This window comes from Curvibacter sp. PAE-UM (assembly GCF_001432305.1).
GTDB lineage: Bacteria > Pseudomonadota > Gammaproteobacteria > Burkholderiales > Burkholderiaceae_C > Hylemonella.
In genome coordinates this window covers 686740-701518 of record NZ_KQ483358.1, presented here as the reverse complement: position 1 = coordinate 701518, position 14779 = coordinate 686740, and the positions used below count along the sequence as shown (strand labels likewise).

Here is a 14779-nt window from a genome sequence, read left to right as displayed (position 1 = left end):
TTTGCACGGCCTTCAGGCATGACGTGCCGGGTTGAGCACGACGCGCAGCAACAGACCCTCTCGCACAGCGGGCGCCAGCCAGGCGCTGAAATCGAAGCCTGGTGCAGATCCCAGCGCCGCGCCCAGACTCTTTCCCTCTTGCACGGCCCGCAGAAACGTCGGCTCACCAGGCTGCGCCAGGCCCAGCCTGGGCCGCCAGCCGCAACGCCAGACCCGCGCGGTTTCACCGCTGCGGGCCGGCCGGGACGACGCGCTGTGCTGCGCCTCGATCAGCGTCACCACCGGCCAGGCACTGCTGAAGCAGGCCGTACCGGGGGCAAGATCGAACCACAGCTTGGCGGGATCCTCGTGGGCCAACAACGTGAAGCTGGCGGGTTCCGCCTGGGCATCACCCAGCGTGGCCATGCTGTGCAGGGCCCATTCGACCCGTGCCACATCGACCAGGAAGGGCAAGTCAGCCACCAGTTCGGGCAGGTCTTCGATCTGCGCCGCCAGGGCCGCGCCCCATTGCGCCAGATCACCGCCCTGCGGCGGTCGCTCACGCCATAGCAGGCGCGATAGCGCCTCGAAATTTTCTTGCCCGACCAGGTGCTCCACCACGGGATAAGCTGCGCCCAGCGAGCGCACGGCCTGGGCGGCAGCATGGCTGCGATAGGCCGCGATGCCCCGCCACATGAAGTGGCGATGCGCCACGCCTGGCGCGGCCAGCTGGTCCAGGGCTTCGTCGTGTGTTGGCGCCCACAGGGCGGCCAGCAGGGACTGCTGCCAGCCAGCCAGCACCGTGTTTGTGGGTACGGCCTGAGCGCTCATGCGGTTTCCACCACCCGATGGGCCACTGCCGCCGCGCGCGCGGCCTCGTCCAGCAGGACGGTCAGCGGCGGCAGCCCGGTATCCCACTCGATCAAGGTCGGGATGGCCCCCTGCTGTTCCCGGGCATAGGCATACAGGGCCCAGACTTCGTCGCAGACCCGCTGGCCGTGATCGTCGATGACCAGATGCACACCGCCATCATGCACATCGGTGTGACCGGCCAGGTGGATCTCTCCGATCAACGCCGGATCCAGCATGTCCAGGGTGTGGCGCACGGCGGCTTGCGGGTCCGGCAATTCGCCGCGCAAGGCGGCATTGCGCGCGTTCACATACAGGTTGTTGATGTCCAGCAGCAGACGACAGCCGCTGCGGCGCGCCAATTCATGCAGAAACTCGACTTCCGTCATCTCGTTGCCAGGGCACTGGACATAGGCAGAAAGGTTTTCCACCAGCAGCGGCCGCCGCAGGCGGTCCTGCACAAGCTGCACGTTGCGACACAGCACATCCAGCGCGGCGCGGCTGAAGGGCAGGGGCAGCAGATCTCCGGCGTGGACCGCTGTGGCCTGGCCCGGCAGCATGCCGTGGGTGAAACAGGCGTGGTCGCTGACGAGGCAGGGTTCGATGCGCGCCACCAGCATCGCCAGCTGTTCCAGATGCCGGGGATCCACGCCGGCCACCGAACCCAGTCCCAGCCCGACCCCATGCAAGCTGACCGGGTAATGGGCACGCCCCTGCTCCAGCACGGCCAGCGCGGCGCCGCCGGTACCGAAGAAGTTCTCCGAGTGGACCTCGAGAAAGGCCAGGGACGGCAGGGTTTCCAGCAACTCGCCGTAGTGCGGATGCCGCCAGCCTATGCCCACGCCGGCGGCTTCGCACAGACCGGGGGCCGAAGACACGGGCTGGCGCACCGTCATGGCCGGATCAGCTCTTCTTGCCGGCAGCCATCTTGGCTTCGTCGGCTGTCATGCCCATCATCTGCTTGCAGGTGCCCTTGGTCACGTACTTCCAGGAGCCTTTGTCGTTGTCCAGCTTGGCCTGGCCGGCGCAGGAATGGGTGCCCGCGAGGCTGGCGCAATCGTTCTGCCCGGCCTTGGCAATGCCGTAGCATTTTTCCTTGCTCTGGGCCATGGCCGGGGTGGCCACGAACAAGGTGGAGAGGAGGGTGGCCGCAGCGGCGGCAACGATGGCACGTTGGTTCATGGAAATACTCCTGGTGAATAAGGCCGCGCGACCATCGCCCGGCTACAGCTTGAGTCGGGGTCCGAGCCGCTTTTCTTACAGCAGATCGGCGATGTCATCCCAGGCCTCCGGCGGAATGCGGCCCGCATAGGCCTTTTCCACGGTTCCGCTCTTGTTGATGATGTAGGTGGCCGGCAACACGGCTTGCGCGCCAAAACTGTCGACATGACCCGGCTGGCCGCTCCAGAGTTGTGGAAAACGTTGCGCGCGGGGCACCGTCAGGGCAAGGATCTGCTCGTAGGCTTGCACGTCCTGCAGGCGCCGGTCCTGGTTGACCAGGACCATCTCGAAGGGCTGACCGCGCCAGCCTTCGTAATTGGCGCGCAGTTCGCCCATCTTGTCGCGGCACACGGCGCAGGTGGTCGACCAGAACACCACCAGGACGACCTTGCCACGCAGCCCTGCCAGGTCAAAAGGCCGACCCTCGAAGGTCTGGCCGATCAGCCTGGGCTGCCCTGTTGCGACCGACGCAACGGCCCGGGCCGCTTGTGGCTGCGTTTGCGCCTGGGCCCTGGGCGCGGCAGGCAGTGTCAACAGCAGGGCCAGGGCGAGGTTTGCAATCCTGTACATGGTTTTGCTCCGGATAAGACCGTTTTGTCGTTTCCAAGCCCCTCTTTCTTACAGATACAGGGCCTGCGGGTATCCACTTGCTGGATATTTCAGCGGGATAACGCATAATGAGCCCGTACTTCTGTAAATCGGTGGTACTAAATTGCGGTGATTCGTCGGTTTTGCGTCTTCTTCAAGTCTTCAGTGCTTTGTTGCTCGCGGCTATCTGACTCCATCGCCTTACCTGAGTCTTTTTGAGGAGTCCCTCCATGGGCAACAAACTTTACGTGGGCAACCTGCCCTATTCCTTCCGTGACGAAGACCTGCAGCGCGCCTTTTCCGCGTTCGGTAGCGTCGGCAGCGCCAAGGTCATGATGGAGCGCGACACCGGCCGTTCCAAGGGCTTCGGTTTTGTGGAAATGGGCAGCGATGCTGAAGCACAAGCCGCCATTGCCGCCCTGCACGGCCAGCAACAAGGCGGCCGCGCCCTGGTGGTCAATGAAGCCCGTCCGATGGAAGCCCGCCCGCCCCGTAGCGGTGGTGGTGGTGGTTACGGCGGTGGCGGTGGTGGCGGCGGCGGCTACGGTGGTGGTGGCGGCTATGGCGGTGGCGGTGGCGGCGGTGGTTACGGCGGTGGCGGTGGCGGTGGCCGTCGCGAAGGCGGTGGTGGTGGTTACGGCGGTGGCCGTAGCAGCTACTGATCCCGTTCTACGCTGACCAAAAGGGGCCTTCGGGCCCTTTTTTCATGGTTTTTACTAGGCTGGAGCACCTTGTCGGAAGCGAATTTCTGTGTCAATAATTAAAAAGTGGCGGCTGGGAGGCCTGTCACAAGGTTGCGGTGATCTGCTGAATTCGCATCATCGACACGAATGGATTGCGTTTCTGGGACCCCATCGCTTGTTTTAGCTTTGACTCAGGAGTCCCTGCATGGGCAACAAACTCTACGTGGGCAATCTTGCCTATTCCATCCGCGACAACGACCTGGAACAGGCCTTCAGCCAGTTCGGCGCCGTCAGCAGCGCCAAGGTCATGATGGAGCGTGACACCGGCCGTTCCAAGGGTTTCGGTTTCGTCGAAATGGGCAGCGATGCCGAAGCACAGGCGGCCATCAACGGCATGAACGGCCAGCCCCTGGGCGGCCGCAGCATCGTGGTCAACGAAGCCCGTCCCATGGAGCCGCGACCCCCACGCACAGGGGGTTACGGAGGCGGCGGCGGTGGGGGCTATGGTGGTGGCGGTCGTCGCGAAGGCGGCGGTGGTTATGGTGGCGGTGAGGGCGGCGGCGGTGGCGAAGGTGGTTTCCGCAGCCCCTACGGCAACCCACGAGGCGGTGGCGGCGGTCGTCGGGGTTATTGAGCCTGCCTGCTTTGCAAACGAAAGGCCCCAGACGGGGCCTTTTTGTTTTTTGGGTCGCCGGCTTCAGCGTTTGTCCAGCCTCCGCGGAACCGCACTCACCGGCCCGGTCCCGTCACGGAGGTGGCGCGCGATGCTTGCGCGGCCGGCCGGCCAGCAGGCGGTCAAACAGGGCGTCGGGCAGCAAACGCAGCAAGCGGGCCGCCAGGCCCATCTGCCAGGGGATGACGCGGTAGCTCACCCCGGCCTCGATCGCGCGCAGGGCGCGTTCGGCGAAGTCGGGCGCTGACATCAGAAAAGGCATGGCGTAGCGGTTCTCGCGCGTCAGCGGGGTGTCGATATAACCCGGACAAAGCGTGACCACGCGCACACCGCTGCCGCGCAACTCACCGCGCAGGCTCTCGCAATAGCTGATCACGGCGGCCTTGCTGGCACAGTAGGCGCCATGGCCGGGCAGGCCGCGGATACCAGCCACGCTGGCGATGCCCACCAGGCACCCCGTGCCACGCTGGCGCATGAGCGCGACAAAGGGATGGAAAGTCGCCGCCAGGCCCGTGTTGTTGACCGCAAAGGTGCGCGCCATGACGGCCAGGTCCTCGCGCTCGGCCGTGTCCATGCCGATGCTGATGCCGGCGTTGGCCACCACCAGATCGGGCAGGCCCTGTTGCGTCAGGCAGGCCTGTCCTGCCGCGACGATGCTCTGGACGTCTGCCACGTCGGCGACATACAGGCGATAGCGCTGCACGTCGAGCTGGTGGGTGTCGGCCCACTGCTGCATCTCGTGCGCGCGGCGGGCCACCAGGGCCAGGTCATAACCGGCCTCATAGCAGCGCCTGGCCAGGGCCTGGCCGATGCCGCTGGACGCGCCCGTGATGAAGACCAGCTTGCGCATACGTCCGGCGCAGCTCAGCGTTCCTGCGGCGGCTGCAGCGTGCCACGCACGCGACCCCGCAGTTCCACGACCTGGTCGAAGTTGCTGTAGTCCATGCTCTCCGCGGTGATGCGGTCGTTGCCCCGCATCAGTGCCACCGGCTTGTGCGATTTGATGCGTTCGTCTTCCAGGAAGGCATGAAGGAACTCGCCATTGAAGCTCACGCGCGGCAGGGTAACGCCGCTGCGGTCGACAGTGGCCTCGCGCACGACCTGGGCATCGCCCATGAGCTGTACTTCGCTGGCATCGTTGTTGGCCAGTGCGCGTTTTGCCGTGGCCACCGTCAGGTGGCCGCGGCTGTTGAAACTGCGGATACGCACCTGGTCGATTTCCAGGAGGTCGGTGTGCGGATAGTGCCGAGCCTGTTCACCGTAGACCTCGCTCTTGAGGCGCCCTTCGTTGTCGAAGGTCTTGATCGAGAAGCGCTCCATCAGGTAGTCCGGGTCCCTGCGCTGCGGCTGTTCCGCCGCACCGGGCTCCAGCAAGGGCGTGCTGCGCACCAGCCAGTAGGTACCGAGCGCCAGCAGGCCCATGAGCATGAGGGGCAGATAGATCGACAGCCTGTCCCAGGCCAGGCGCACGACCCGGATCACGGCAAGAACTCCTGCAACAGGTCGGCATAACGGCCGCTGGCCACCAGCAACAGATCGCAGAACTCGCGGGCAGCGCCAGCGCCGCCCGGAGCCTTCGTCACATGGTGGGCCCGCGCCAGCACCTCGGCATGCGCATTGGACGGCGCGCAAGCGAAGGCACAGCGCTGCATGACAGGCAGGTCCGGCCAGTCGTCGCCGATGGCTGCCGCCTGCGACCAGTTCAGTCCCAGGGCCTGGAGCGTCAGTTCGGCAGCCGGCCGCTTGTCCTCGGTACCGTAGTGCACATGGCGGATGCCCAGCGCCTGCAGGCGCACACGCAGGGCCGCGCTGTCACGGCCGGTGATCACCGCCGGCGTGATGCCGGCGCGCTGCAAGAGCTTGAGGCCGTGACCGTCGAGGGTGTTGAACCGCTTGAGATTTTCACCCGTCTCGCCGATGTAGAGGCCGCCGTCGGTCAGGACACCATCGACATCGAAAAACGCCACCCGGATACCCTGTGCGCGCAACAGCAGTTCTGGCGGGAAACTCAGTGCAGGACGCACGGTATTCATATGACTTTCGAGCGCATCAGGTCGTTGCTGTTCAAGGCGCCACACAGCCGCCCTTCGCCATCCACCACCAGCACGCTGGTGATGCGACGCTCCTCCATCATCTCGGCGGCCTCCACGGCCAACGCGTCGTGCCCGATGGTGACCGGGTTGGGATGCATGAACTGCTGCGCGCTGCCCATGCGCATGTCCACGCCCTTTTCCAGCAGGCGACGCAGGTCACCGTCGGTGAAGATGCCCAGCACCCGGTCCTGCGCGTCCACGATGGCCGTCGCCCCGAGGCCCTTGGCACTCATCTCTCGCATGATGGCGCTGAATCCGGCCTCCGGGCTGACTTTCGGAACCGCCTCACCTTGGCGCATCACGTCGCTCACATGGGTGAGCAGCTTGCGTCCGAGCGAGCCGCCGGGGTGTGAACGGGCGAAGTCCTCGGCCTTGAAGCCGCGGGCATCCAGCAAGGCCACTGCCAGGGCATCCCCCAGGGCGAGCTGGGCCGTGGTGCTGGCCGTGGGCGCCAGGTTCAAGGGGCAGGCTTCTTTCTCGACCGCCGTGTCGAGCACCAGGTCGGCATGCAGGCCCAGCGTGGACGCGGGATTGCCGGTCATGGCGATCAGGGGCACGCCCTGTCGCTTGAGCACCGGCAGGATCGCGGTCAGTTCCTCGGACTCGCCGCTGTTGGAAATCGCCAGCAGCAGATCGGCTGCAGTGATCATGCCCAGGTCGCCATGGCTGGCCTCGGCCGGATGGACGAACATGGCCGGTGTGCCGGTAGAGGCCAGGGTGGCGGCCATCTTGCGGCCGATGTGCCCGCTCTTGCCCATGCCCATCACGACCACCCGCCCCGGCACCTTGAGCATCAGGGCCACGGCCCGGGCAAAAGACTCGCCGATGTGCTGACGCAGGCCCAACACGGCCGCGGCTTCGATCTCGAGGGTCTCATGCGCAAGGCGGATGGCCCGGCCTGCATCCAGGGGCGCTGGTTCCTGCTTGCTGTCGCTCATGCATGGATTCTATCGGGGCCTGTCGTCTTGCTAGTATCCGGGGATGACCGGGCTTGAATTGACCTTGATCTACCTGCTGGCAGCCGTGCTGGGGGTCGTCGTTTTCCGCAGTCTCAAGCTCCCGCCCATGCTCGGCTACCTGGTCGTGGGCGTGCTGATCGGGCCCAATGCGCTGGCGCTGGCGCAGAACTCGACGGGCGTACGCCACCTCGCCGAATTCGGGGTCGTGTTCCTGATGTTTGCCATCGGGCTCGAATTCAACCTGCCGCGCCTGCGCGCCATGCGTCGCCACGTGTTTGGCCTGGGCCTGCTGCAGGTGCTGTTCACCATGCTGCTGACCATGGCTGGCGCCTACCTGCTGACCCTGCTGCTGCCGGACCAGTGGTCCATCAGCTGGCAGGCTGCGCTGGCGTTGTCGGGTGTCATGGCCATGAGCAGCACGGCCATCGTGGTCAAGCTCATGGCCGACCGGCTTGAGCTGGAGTCCGAGCACGGCAAACGCGTCATGGGTATCCTGCTGTTCCAGGACCTGGCCGTGGTGCCGCTGCTGGTGCTGATCCCAGCCCTGGGCAGCCCGGCCAACGAGCTGCTGGGCTCGCTTGGCCTGGCCCTGCTCAAGGCCGTGGTGCTGTTGTCTCTGCTGCTGATGGGTGGCCAGCGCCTGATGCGCCGCTGGCTCACCCTGGTGGCGCGCCACAAGAGCAATGAGCTTTTCATGCTCAATCTGCTGCTGATCACGCTGGGGCTGGCCTGGCTGACCGAGCTGGCCGGCCTGAGCCTGGCGCTGGGGGCTTTTGTCGCCGGCATGCTGATCTCGGAGACCGAATTCAAGCACCAGGTGGAAACCGACATCCGTCCCTTTCACGACGTGCTGCTCGGCCTGTTCTTCATCACCATCGGCATGATGCTGGACTGGAGCATCGTCTGGCAACGCTGGCCCCTGGTGCTGATGCTCATGGTTTCCTCCCTGCTGCTGAAGCTGGTGCTGATCACGGCCCTCACGCGCGCCCTGGGTGCCACCATGGGTGTTGCCCTGCGTACCGGCCTGTACCTGACGCAGGCGGGAGAATTCGGCTTCGTGCTGCTGACGCTGACGCATGAACAGGGCCTGATCGAGGCCGCCATGCTCAACCCCATCCTCGCCTCCATGGTGCTGTCCATGCTGGCCACGCCCTTCATCATCATGTACAGCAACCGGCTGGTCTTGCGGCTGGTCGCCAGCGAATGGCTGCAGCAATCGCTGCAGATGACCAGCATCGCGCGCCAGGCCATCGGCACCAGCGGCCACGTCATCATCTGCGGCTACGGCCGCTGCGGCCAGAATCTGGCGCGCATGCTGGAGGGCGAGAAGATCCCCTATATGGCGCTGGACCTGGACCCCGATCGGGTGCGCCAGGCCACGGCGGCCGGTAACAGCGTCGCCTATGGCGACGCAGCCCGCCTGCAAGCGCTGATGGCCGCCGGCCTGGGCCGCGCCAGTGCGGTCGTCATCACCTACCTGGATGTCCCGGGCGCCCTCAAGGTGCTGGCCAATGTGCGTGCGCATGCCCCTCACGTCCCGGTGATCGTGCGCACCCAGGACGACTTTGCGCTAGACCGGCTGCGTGCCGCGGGGGCCACGGAAGTGGTGCCGGAGTCGATCGAGGGCTCGCTGATGCTGGCCAGCCACGCCTTGGCCCTGGTGGGCGTGCCCATGCGCCGTGTGATCCGACTGGTGCAGGACCAGCGCGACGCCCGTTACAACCTGCTGCGCGGTTATTTCCATGGCGCTGACGACACGGCGGACGACGATGGTGCGCAGGAGCGTCTGCACAGCCTGACCCTGCCCACCGGCGCCCACGCCCTGGGTCAGACCCTGGGCACACTCTTGCCGCGCCTGGCCGACACCCGCATACTCAGCCTGCGCCGGCATAGCGGCAAAAGTCTCTCGCCCGATGCCAGCCTGACGCTGGAAGACGGGGATACGCTGGTGCTCTCCGGCCAGGCCGAGGCGCTGGCACTGGCCGAGGAAAAACTGCTGCGCGGCTGACCCGCTGCAGCACCCGTCTTTTCACGCAACTCTTCGGACGCACCATGCAGGACCGCAACATCAACGAGTATCTGAGAAGCCATATCCGCACCGTGCCGAACTGGCCATCACCGGGCGTGCAGTTTCGCGACATCACGCCGCTGCTGCAGAACCCCAAGGTGTTCCGCGTCATGGTCGATGCTTTTGTGCACCGCTACATGGATCCGGGGATGCGCCCCGACGTGGTCGCCGGGCTCGATGCGCGCGGCTTCATCCTGGGCTCGGTGATTGCCTATGAGCTCGCGGTGGGTTTCGTACCCATCCGCAAGAAAGGCAAGCTGCCCTTCACGACCGTGGAGGAAACCTACGAACTGGAGTACGGCAGCGCCACGGTGGAACTGCACACCGATGCCGTCAAGCCGGGCGACCGTGTGCTGCTGGTCGATGACCTGATTGCCACCGGCGGCACCATGATGGCCGGCAAAAAACTGCTGGAAAAGTTGGGCGCCCAGGTGGTGGAGGGGGCTGCCATCGTCGACCTGCCGGAGCTTGGCGGCTCGGCCAGGCTGCGTGAGGCCGGCCTGCCCCTGTTCACGCTGCTCGATTTCGCCGGGACGTGAGGAGGCCCCGGCAGCGTCCGCTGGCTGGGCTCAGATCAGATCGCCGTACTGGGTGCGACTCAAAGGCAGTCGCTCCGCTTCTTCCTCCATGCGGGTTTCCTCGAACTCGGTCTGGGGAAACTCGGTCGGGGCAAAATCCGCCGGCAAGGGTCTGGGCGGACTGCTGGGCTTGTTCTTGTTGCCCGTGGCCAGCGCATGCTTGAAGGCATTGACTTCGTCGGGGCGGATGGGTTCGAAGCGACGCTTGCGATCTCCGGGCACCAGAGGCGCCTGCGGCGCTTCGCTGATCGCAGACGCCATGGCGCCCAGTTCGACTTCCGGACGCGGCTTGCGCAGGACGGACGTCGAACTCTTGGACAGTTCGTTGATACGCCAATAGACCGCGGTCACCTCGATCTTGTGACGCATGCGGGCGTTCTGGGTGACGATTTCCTCGATTTCCGCCAGCTGGCCGATATGCTCGGCCATCGCCTTGGGCAGATCCATCATGATCAGGTACTGGCTGCCACGTGAATCGAGGGACAGCACCTTGTATTTGTAGCTTGAGGACAGCATGCCCACACGCGCCATCGATTCGCGCACCACGGCATAGAGCAATTCGCGGCGCTCCAGCCTCTGGGTCTTGCGGTCCAGGGCCAACTCATCGTCGGGCGGCAAGTTGGTTGGGCCCGCATCTGGCTCAGGCTTCGCCGCGGGTTTTTTCGAGAAGAAGTTGTCCAGTCGTCCCATTTTTGATTCCGATGGCGCTACTTGCACAACAGGGGGCAGACGATTTGCCTGCAGCCTGCATTTTCTTCCTAAATGGCGGAGCGTGCTTGCCCGCCCAGCGTAAGAAATTGTTTCCAGGCCCGGCCTCTCGATTTAGCCTGTTGCAAGACACGGTACGCCCATTTCGCTGCCTTGACAACGGCGATACAACAAGCCCGCAAGATCTCCCGGGGCGTTATTTGCCGATACAGAAACGGGAAAAGATGACACCCAGCAGGTCATCTGAGGTGAACTCGCCCGTGATCTCATTGAGCGCGTTCTGCGCCAGGCGCAGCTCCTCGGCCAGCAAGTCCAGCGCATGGGCCTGCGTCGCCAGGTGTGCCACCGCTGTTTCCAGATGCGCCTGGACCTGCCGCAGCGCATGCACATGGCGTTCACGTGCAATGTAGACACCCTCGGGTGCCGCCTGCCAACCCACGGTTTCGAGCAAGCGGCGACGCAAGGTCTCCAGGCCGGCACCCGTCTTGGCCGAAAGGCTCAGGCCCTCCAACGGTGCTGCCGCCGCGTCGGCCTTGTTCCAGACATCCAGCACCGGTACACGTGTTGGCAGACGCTGCTTCAACGTGCGGGCAATGTCCTCGTCCGCCTGGCAATATTCAGGCAAGGCCTGGCGCGTGAGGTCATGCAGGAAAAGCACGGCATCGGCCGCTTCGATCTCAGCCCAGGCACGGGCGATGCCGATCCGCTCCACCTCGTCGCTGCTCTCGCGCAGGCCTGCGGTGTCGATCACGTGCAGGGGAACACCTTCGATCTGGATGGTCTGCTGCACCTTGTCGCGCGTTGTGCCGGGGATGGCCGTCACGATGGCCAGCTCGGCTCCGGCCAGCGCATTGAGCAGGGAGCTCTTGCCGGCATTGGGCTGCCCGGCAATCACCACCTTGATGCCCTCGCGCAACAGACTGCCCTGGCGTGCGTGCTCAAGCACGGTGGCGAGCCGGTCCTGCAGACGCAGCAATTGTCCCCGGGCATCGGCCTTCTTCAGGAAATCGATCTCTTCTTCCGGGAAGTCGAGCGTGGCTTCCACCAGCATGCGCAGCTGGATCAGCGCTTCGCGCAGCACCCCGATCTCGCGTGAAAAGGCGCCATCGAGCGAGCGGCTGGCACTGCGCGCCGCGGCTTCGGTACTGGCGTCGATCAGGTCGGCGATGGCCTCGGCCTGGGTCAGGTCGATCTTGTCGTTGAGGAAGGCGCGTTCGGTGAATTCACCTGGCTGCGCGAAGCGCAAACCCGGCAAACAGGCTTGTCCGGTGCGCTCATCCAGCTGCTGGCCCACCTCCAGGCAACGCGCCAACAAGAGTTGCAAGACCACCTGGCCACCATGGACCTGCAGTTCCAGCACGTCTTCACCGGTGTAGGAGTGCGGCGCCGGGAAATGAATGGCCAGGCCGTGGTCCAGCGCTTCGCCGGCCGCATCCCGCAGGGGCAGGTAGGTGGCATGACGCGCCTGCAGGGCGCGGCCACACAAGGCCTCGACGAAGGCCCCGAGCCCACGACCGCTCACGCGCACGATGCCCACGGCACCCCGTCCGGGGGCGGTGGCGATGGCGACGATGGGTTCCTGTTGACGTGCCAGCATGGTGCGCTATTTTGTAGCGTTGAGGCCTGAAAGTGAAAGGGCCGCTTGCGCGGCCCCTGTGCGTCTGCTTACTTGAATTTCGGCAAATTGAACTGCGGCGGAACGCCCATGCGGGTGTTGATCACCCACTGTTGCGCGATCGACAGGATATTGTTGGTCAGCCAGTACAGCACCAGGCCGGACGGGAAGAAGAAGAACATCACACTGAAGATCAGCGGCATGAACCACATCATCTTGGCCTGCAAGGGATCCGGCGGCGCCGGGTTCAGGGCCGTCTGCAGCATGGTCGTGGCTGTCATGAGCAGGGGAAGAATGTAATAGGGATCCTCGGCCGAGAGGTCCTTGATCCACAGGATCCAGGGCGCATTGCGCATTTCCACGCTGGACAGCAGCACCCAGTAGAGTGCGATGAACACCGGGATCTGGATCATGATGGGCAGGCAGCCGCCCATGGGATTGACCTTCTCCTCACGGTAGACACGCATCATCTCCTGCTGCATCTGCTGAGGCTTGTCCTTCATGCGCTCACGCAGTTCGGTGATACGCGGCGTGATGGCTTTCATCTTGGCCATGCTGGCGTAGGCCTTGGCATTGAGCCAGTAGAAGGCGATCTTGAGCAGCACCACCAGGGCGACGATGGACCAGCCCCAGTTGTGCAGCAGGCTGTAGAGCTGGTCCAGCAGCCAGTACAGGGGCTTGGCCAGGATGGTCAACCAGCCGTAGTCCTTGACCAGTTCCAGGCCGGGGGCGATGGCTTCCAGCCTCTTTTCTTCCTGCGGGCCGACGAACAGGCGCGCTTCCACGGTGCGGCTCGTCGCCGGTGCGATCGTCTCCAGCGGGGCGATCATGCCGACCGCATACAGGTTGCTATCGACCTTGCGGGCGAAGATTTCTCGCGGCACGCCCTCGCCGAGCAGCCAGGCGCTGGCGAAATAGTGCTGGACCATGGCCACGTAGCCGTTGGAGGACTGTTTCTCGAACTCGGCCTTGTTCTTCTCGATGTCGCTGAACTCGACCTTCTGGTATTTCTTCGCCTCGGTGTAGATGGCCGGGCCGGTGAATGTCGAATAGAAGGACGACTCGCCGGCCAGCTTGTTGCCGTCACGCACCAGCTGCAGGTAGAGCTGGGGCGTCAGCGGCGTCGTGCCCACGTTCTGCACCTCGTGCTTCACGTCCAGGGCATAGCTGCCGCGCTTGAGCGTGTAGGTCTTGACGAGTTTGACGCCGCCGATTTCAGCCGACTCGAACTTCAGCTGCAGTTCTTCAGCACTGTCCTTGAGTTCGCGTTCGCCGGAAACCAGCTTCATGGGCGTCTTGTGCGTCGGGAGACTGCCACCGGCAGCGCCAGCGATCAATCCGGACTGGGACAGATAGACACGATCCTTGCTCTCGTCGAACAGCACGACATGGAGTTCGGCGTTTTTCTGGTCGCGATGTTTCAAGAACTCGGAGCGGACCAGCGAACCCCCTTCGGTATCGAAGGTCAGCTTCAGCACATCGGAGCTCACCACCACCCGTTCGCGCGCGACGGGCGCCTGCGCTTCGGTTTTGGCGATGCGGTCACTGCTGTTGCCTGCGGGCAGTACGGTCGCAGCCACGGGAACGGCCACTGGCGAGGATGCCGCCGCTACCGGGGCTACCGCCGTCTTCGCCGTCGGCGACGGGAAGAAGGTTGCAGATCGGCCATTGTGGATCTGCCACTGGTCCCACAGCAGAACCAGGGAAAAACCAAAAATCACCCACAGGATGGTGCGGCGAATATCGTTCATGAAATGTTCTTTTCAGAAGAGGAGGAAAGCAGGCCGGTGAAGAGGCGGGGTTTTTTCGAGGGTACGGGCTCGTGCCCGCCGGCGCACCAGGGATGGCAGCGTAGCAATCGGCCCACGGTGAGGTAGCTGCCTGCCAGCGCACCATGCTGGCGCAAGGCATCCAGCGCATAAAGCGAGCAGGTCGGCTCGAAGCGGCAGGCCGAACCCAGCCAAGGGCTCAGAAAGAAACGATAGCCCTTGACCAGTCCGATGAGCAGATGCCGGATCATGCCGCAGCCTTTGCAGGCTGCTGGGCCTTGCTGAACAATTGTTCGATTTCGCCACGAACGGCTGCATGCAGTGCATCGGACGTTGCGCTTTTGAACTGCATGCGATCGAAAGTACCGCGCAGTCGCACCAGGTACGCAGCCGCAGGCAGCATTGTTTCGTGCTGCGCCGCGAGGCTATAAACCTGTCGTTTGATCAGGTTGCGCGTCACGGCGCGACGTGCCCAGCGCTTGGGGACCATGGCACCGATCCAGAGGCCATCAACGGCAAAGGAGGTCTGGGGCACGACTTGCGTGCCTGAGACCTCCAGGACCATGCGATGCATGACAAAATGTTCCGTCCGGGCAAAGGGTGCACACGCCAGTACGGCCTGAAACTGTTCCCGGGTCTTCAGCCGCCGCGCCTGCATGGTGCGCTGAAGTGCACTGCGCAAAACCGGTACAGGGCTCTGGCAGAGCGGTCCGGCTTAGACAGCCAGGCGCTTGCGGCCCTTGGCACGACGCGCGTTGATCACGGCGCGGCCACCACGGGTCTTCATGCGGACCAGGAAACCATGGGTACGCGCACGGCGGATCTTGGAGGGCTGGTAAGTACGTTTCATCTCGAAATCCTAGTGATAAGCGTGGAGTTTTTCTGCCATGCAACCGCACCGTCCATCACTGGCGGCACAGCCCATGAAATGTCCCGTTCGCACTTCTGTGGCCTTGGTTGGCACCTTGCGGCGCTTTCCGGGCACATCACAGGCTT

17 protein-coding genes and 1 pseudogene are annotated in these 14779 nt (G+C 64.4%); 4 read left to right on the top strand and 14 right to left on the bottom strand.

Translation table 11 applies throughout. From position 1 onward, the window contains the following. Positions 1-12: 12 nt before the first annotated feature. The 4 genes from AO057_RS03490 to AO057_RS03475 form a co-directional block, all read right to left on the bottom strand. On the bottom strand, positions 13-810 hold the full coding sequence (locus AO057_RS03490) for an HvfC/BufC N-terminal domain-containing protein (RefSeq protein ID WP_057674327.1): 798 nt from the start codon (positions 808-810) through the stop codon (positions 13-15). Continuing rightward, positions 807-1724 (bottom strand): MNIO family bufferin maturase, encoded by a 918-nt coding sequence (locus AO057_RS03485; RefSeq protein ID WP_057674326.1) that lies wholly within the window; start codon positions 1722-1724, stop codon positions 807-809. The genes AO057_RS03490 and AO057_RS03485 overlap by 4 nt, the downstream gene beginning before the upstream one ends. A 7-nt stretch (positions 1725-1731) precedes the next feature. Then, entirely contained in the window at positions 1732-2010 is a 279-nt protein-coding gene (locus AO057_RS03480; RefSeq protein WP_057674325.1) for a BufA1 family periplasmic bufferin-type metallophore, read from the bottom strand. A gap of 75 nt (positions 2011-2085) precedes the next feature. After that, positions 2086-2619 carry a peroxiredoxin family protein gene (locus AO057_RS03475; RefSeq protein WP_057674324.1) on the bottom strand — a complete coding sequence of 178 codons (534 nt, stop codon included), beginning with the start codon at positions 2617-2619 and terminating at the stop codon, positions 2086-2088. 248 nt (positions 2620-2867) lie between these two features. Here AO057_RS03475 and AO057_RS03470 point away from each other — a divergent pair. Next, positions 2868-3284: pseudogene (locus AO057_RS03470) on the top strand (RNA recognition motif domain-containing protein); the annotation flags it as partial. 241 nt (positions 3285-3525) lie between these two features. Then, positions 3526-3954 (top strand): RNA recognition motif domain-containing protein, encoded by a 429-nt coding sequence (locus tag AO057_RS03465; protein WP_057674322.1) that lies wholly within the window; start codon positions 3526-3528, stop codon positions 3952-3954. 112 nt (positions 3955-4066) lie between these two features. Here the strand turns inward: AO057_RS03465 and AO057_RS03460 are convergent, their stop codons facing one another. From AO057_RS03460 to AO057_RS03445, 4 genes are read right to left on the bottom strand one after another with little or no spacing between them, the layout of a single operon-like run. Beyond that, on the bottom strand, positions 4067-4843 hold the full coding sequence (locus tag AO057_RS03460) for an SDR family oxidoreductase (RefSeq protein WP_057674321.1): 777 nt from the start codon (positions 4841-4843) through the stop codon (positions 4067-4069). Between the two features lie 14 nt (positions 4844-4857). Further along, positions 4858-5475, bottom strand: a complete 618-nt coding sequence (gene lptC, locus AO057_RS03455) for an LPS export ABC transporter periplasmic protein LptC (protein WP_057674320.1) — start codon at positions 5473-5475, stop codon at positions 4858-4860. After that, positions 5472-6026, bottom strand: a complete 555-nt coding sequence (locus tag AO057_RS03450) for a KdsC family phosphatase (RefSeq protein WP_082605397.1) — start codon at positions 6024-6026, stop codon at positions 5472-5474. The genes lptC and AO057_RS03450 overlap by 4 nt, the downstream gene beginning before the upstream one ends. Continuing rightward, positions 6023-7024 (bottom strand): KpsF/GutQ family sugar-phosphate isomerase, encoded by a 1002-nt coding sequence (locus AO057_RS03445; protein WP_057674318.1) that lies wholly within the window; start codon positions 7022-7024, stop codon positions 6023-6025. Before AO057_RS03445 ends, AO057_RS03450 begins: the two co-directional genes overlap by 4 nt. A gap of 43 nt (positions 7025-7067) precedes the next feature. On the opposite strand from AO057_RS03445, the gene AO057_RS03440 reads away from it, so the two are divergent. Next, positions 7068-9053: a monovalent cation:proton antiporter family protein gene (locus tag AO057_RS03440; protein ID WP_057674317.1), complete on the top strand. Its 1986-nt coding sequence runs from the start codon at positions 7068-7070 to the stop codon at positions 9051-9053. Between the two features lie 44 nt (positions 9054-9097). After that, positions 9098-9652 carry an adenine phosphoribosyltransferase gene (locus AO057_RS03435; protein WP_057674316.1) on the top strand — a complete coding sequence of 185 codons (555 nt, stop codon included), beginning with the start codon at positions 9098-9100 and terminating at the stop codon, positions 9650-9652. A 30-nt stretch (positions 9653-9682) separates the two neighbouring features. Here the strand turns inward: AO057_RS03435 and AO057_RS03430 are convergent, their stop codons facing one another. The 6 genes from AO057_RS03430 to rpmH form a co-directional block, all read right to left on the bottom strand. Next, the gene (locus AO057_RS03430) at positions 9683-10309 is read right to left on the bottom strand and encodes a hypothetical protein (RefSeq protein WP_240480724.1); all 627 of its coding nucleotides are present in this window, start codon (positions 10307-10309) and stop codon (positions 9683-9685) included. Between the two features lie 286 nt (positions 10310-10595). Beyond that, positions 10596-11996, bottom strand: coding sequence for a tRNA uridine-5-carboxymethylaminomethyl(34) synthesis GTPase MnmE (gene mnmE, locus AO057_RS03425; protein WP_057674314.1), 1401 nt, complete (start codon positions 11994-11996; stop codon positions 10596-10598). 68 nt (positions 11997-12064) lie between these two features. Further along, positions 12065-13765 (bottom strand): membrane protein insertase YidC, encoded by a 1701-nt coding sequence (gene yidC / locus AO057_RS03420; protein ID WP_057674313.1) that lies wholly within the window; start codon positions 13763-13765, stop codon positions 12065-12067. Beyond that, entirely contained in the window at positions 13762-14034 is a 273-nt protein-coding gene (yidD, locus tag AO057_RS03415; RefSeq protein WP_057674312.1) for a membrane protein insertion efficiency factor YidD, read from the bottom strand. The genes yidC and yidD overlap by 4 nt, the downstream gene beginning before the upstream one ends. After that, a complete protein-coding gene (locus AO057_RS03410) occupies positions 14031-14441 on the bottom strand; it encodes a ribonuclease P protein component (protein WP_057674311.1) in 411 nt (136 codons plus the stop codon). Before AO057_RS03410 ends, yidD begins: the two co-directional genes overlap by 4 nt. 57 nt (positions 14442-14498) lie before the next feature. Further along, on the bottom strand, positions 14499-14633 hold the full coding sequence (gene rpmH, locus AO057_RS03405; protein ID WP_006299042.1) for a 50S ribosomal protein L34: 135 nt from the start codon (positions 14631-14633) through the stop codon (positions 14499-14501). Positions 14634-14779: the final 146 nt, after the last annotated feature.

What these genes read in the sequence shown, in the direction of transcription:
- AO057_RS03490 (WP_057674327.1), bottom strand. Translation starts at nt 810, where the DNA reads ATGAGCGCTCAGGCCGTACCCACAAACACGGTGCTGGCTGGCTGGCAG.
- AO057_RS03485 (WP_057674326.1), bottom strand. Translation starts at nt 1,724, where the DNA reads ATGACGGTGCGCCAGCCCGTGTCTTCGGCCCCCGGTCTGTGCGAAGCC.
- AO057_RS03480 (WP_057674325.1), bottom strand. Translation starts at nt 2,010, where the DNA reads ATGAACCAACGTGCCATCGTTGCCGCCGCTGCGGCCACCCTCCTCTCC.
- AO057_RS03475 (WP_057674324.1), bottom strand. Translation starts at nt 2,619, where the DNA reads ATGTACAGGATTGCAAACCTCGCCCTGGCCCTGCTGTTGACACTGCCT.
- AO057_RS03465 (WP_057674322.1), top strand. Translation starts at nt 3,526, where the DNA reads ATGGGCAACAAACTCTACGTGGGCAATCTTGCCTATTCCATCCGCGAC.
- AO057_RS03460 (WP_057674321.1), bottom strand. Translation starts at nt 4,843, where the DNA reads ATGCGCAAGCTGGTCTTCATCACGGGCGCGTCCAGCGGCATCGGCCAG.
- AO057_RS03450 (WP_082605397.1), bottom strand. Translation starts at nt 6,026, where the DNA reads ATGAATACCGTGCGTCCTGCACTGAGTTTCCCGCCAGAACTGCTGTTG.
- AO057_RS03445 (WP_057674318.1), bottom strand. Translation starts at nt 7,024, where the DNA reads ATGAGCGACAGCAAGCAGGAACCAGCGCCCCTGGATGCAGGCCGGGCC.
- AO057_RS03440 (WP_057674317.1), top strand. Translation starts at nt 7,068, where the DNA reads ATGACCGGGCTTGAATTGACCTTGATCTACCTGCTGGCAGCCGTGCTG.
- AO057_RS03435 (WP_057674316.1), top strand. Translation starts at nt 9,098, where the DNA reads ATGCAGGACCGCAACATCAACGAGTATCTGAGAAGCCATATCCGCACC.
- mnmE (WP_057674314.1), bottom strand. Translation starts at nt 11,996, where the DNA reads ATGCTGGCACGTCAACAGGAACCCATCGTCGCCATCGCCACCGCCCCC.
- yidC (WP_057674313.1), bottom strand. Translation starts at nt 13,765, where the DNA reads ATGAACGATATTCGCCGCACCATCCTGTGGGTGATTTTTGGTTTTTCC.
- yidD (WP_057674312.1), bottom strand. Translation starts at nt 14,034, where the DNA reads ATGATCCGGCATCTGCTCATCGGACTGGTCAAGGGCTATCGTTTCTTT.
- AO057_RS03410 (WP_057674311.1), bottom strand. Translation starts at nt 14,441, where the DNA reads ATGCAGGCGCGGCGGCTGAAGACCCGGGAACAGTTTCAGGCCGTACTG.
- rpmH (WP_006299042.1), bottom strand. Translation starts at nt 14,633, where the DNA reads ATGAAACGTACTTACCAGCCCTCCAAGATCCGCCGTGCGCGTACCCAT.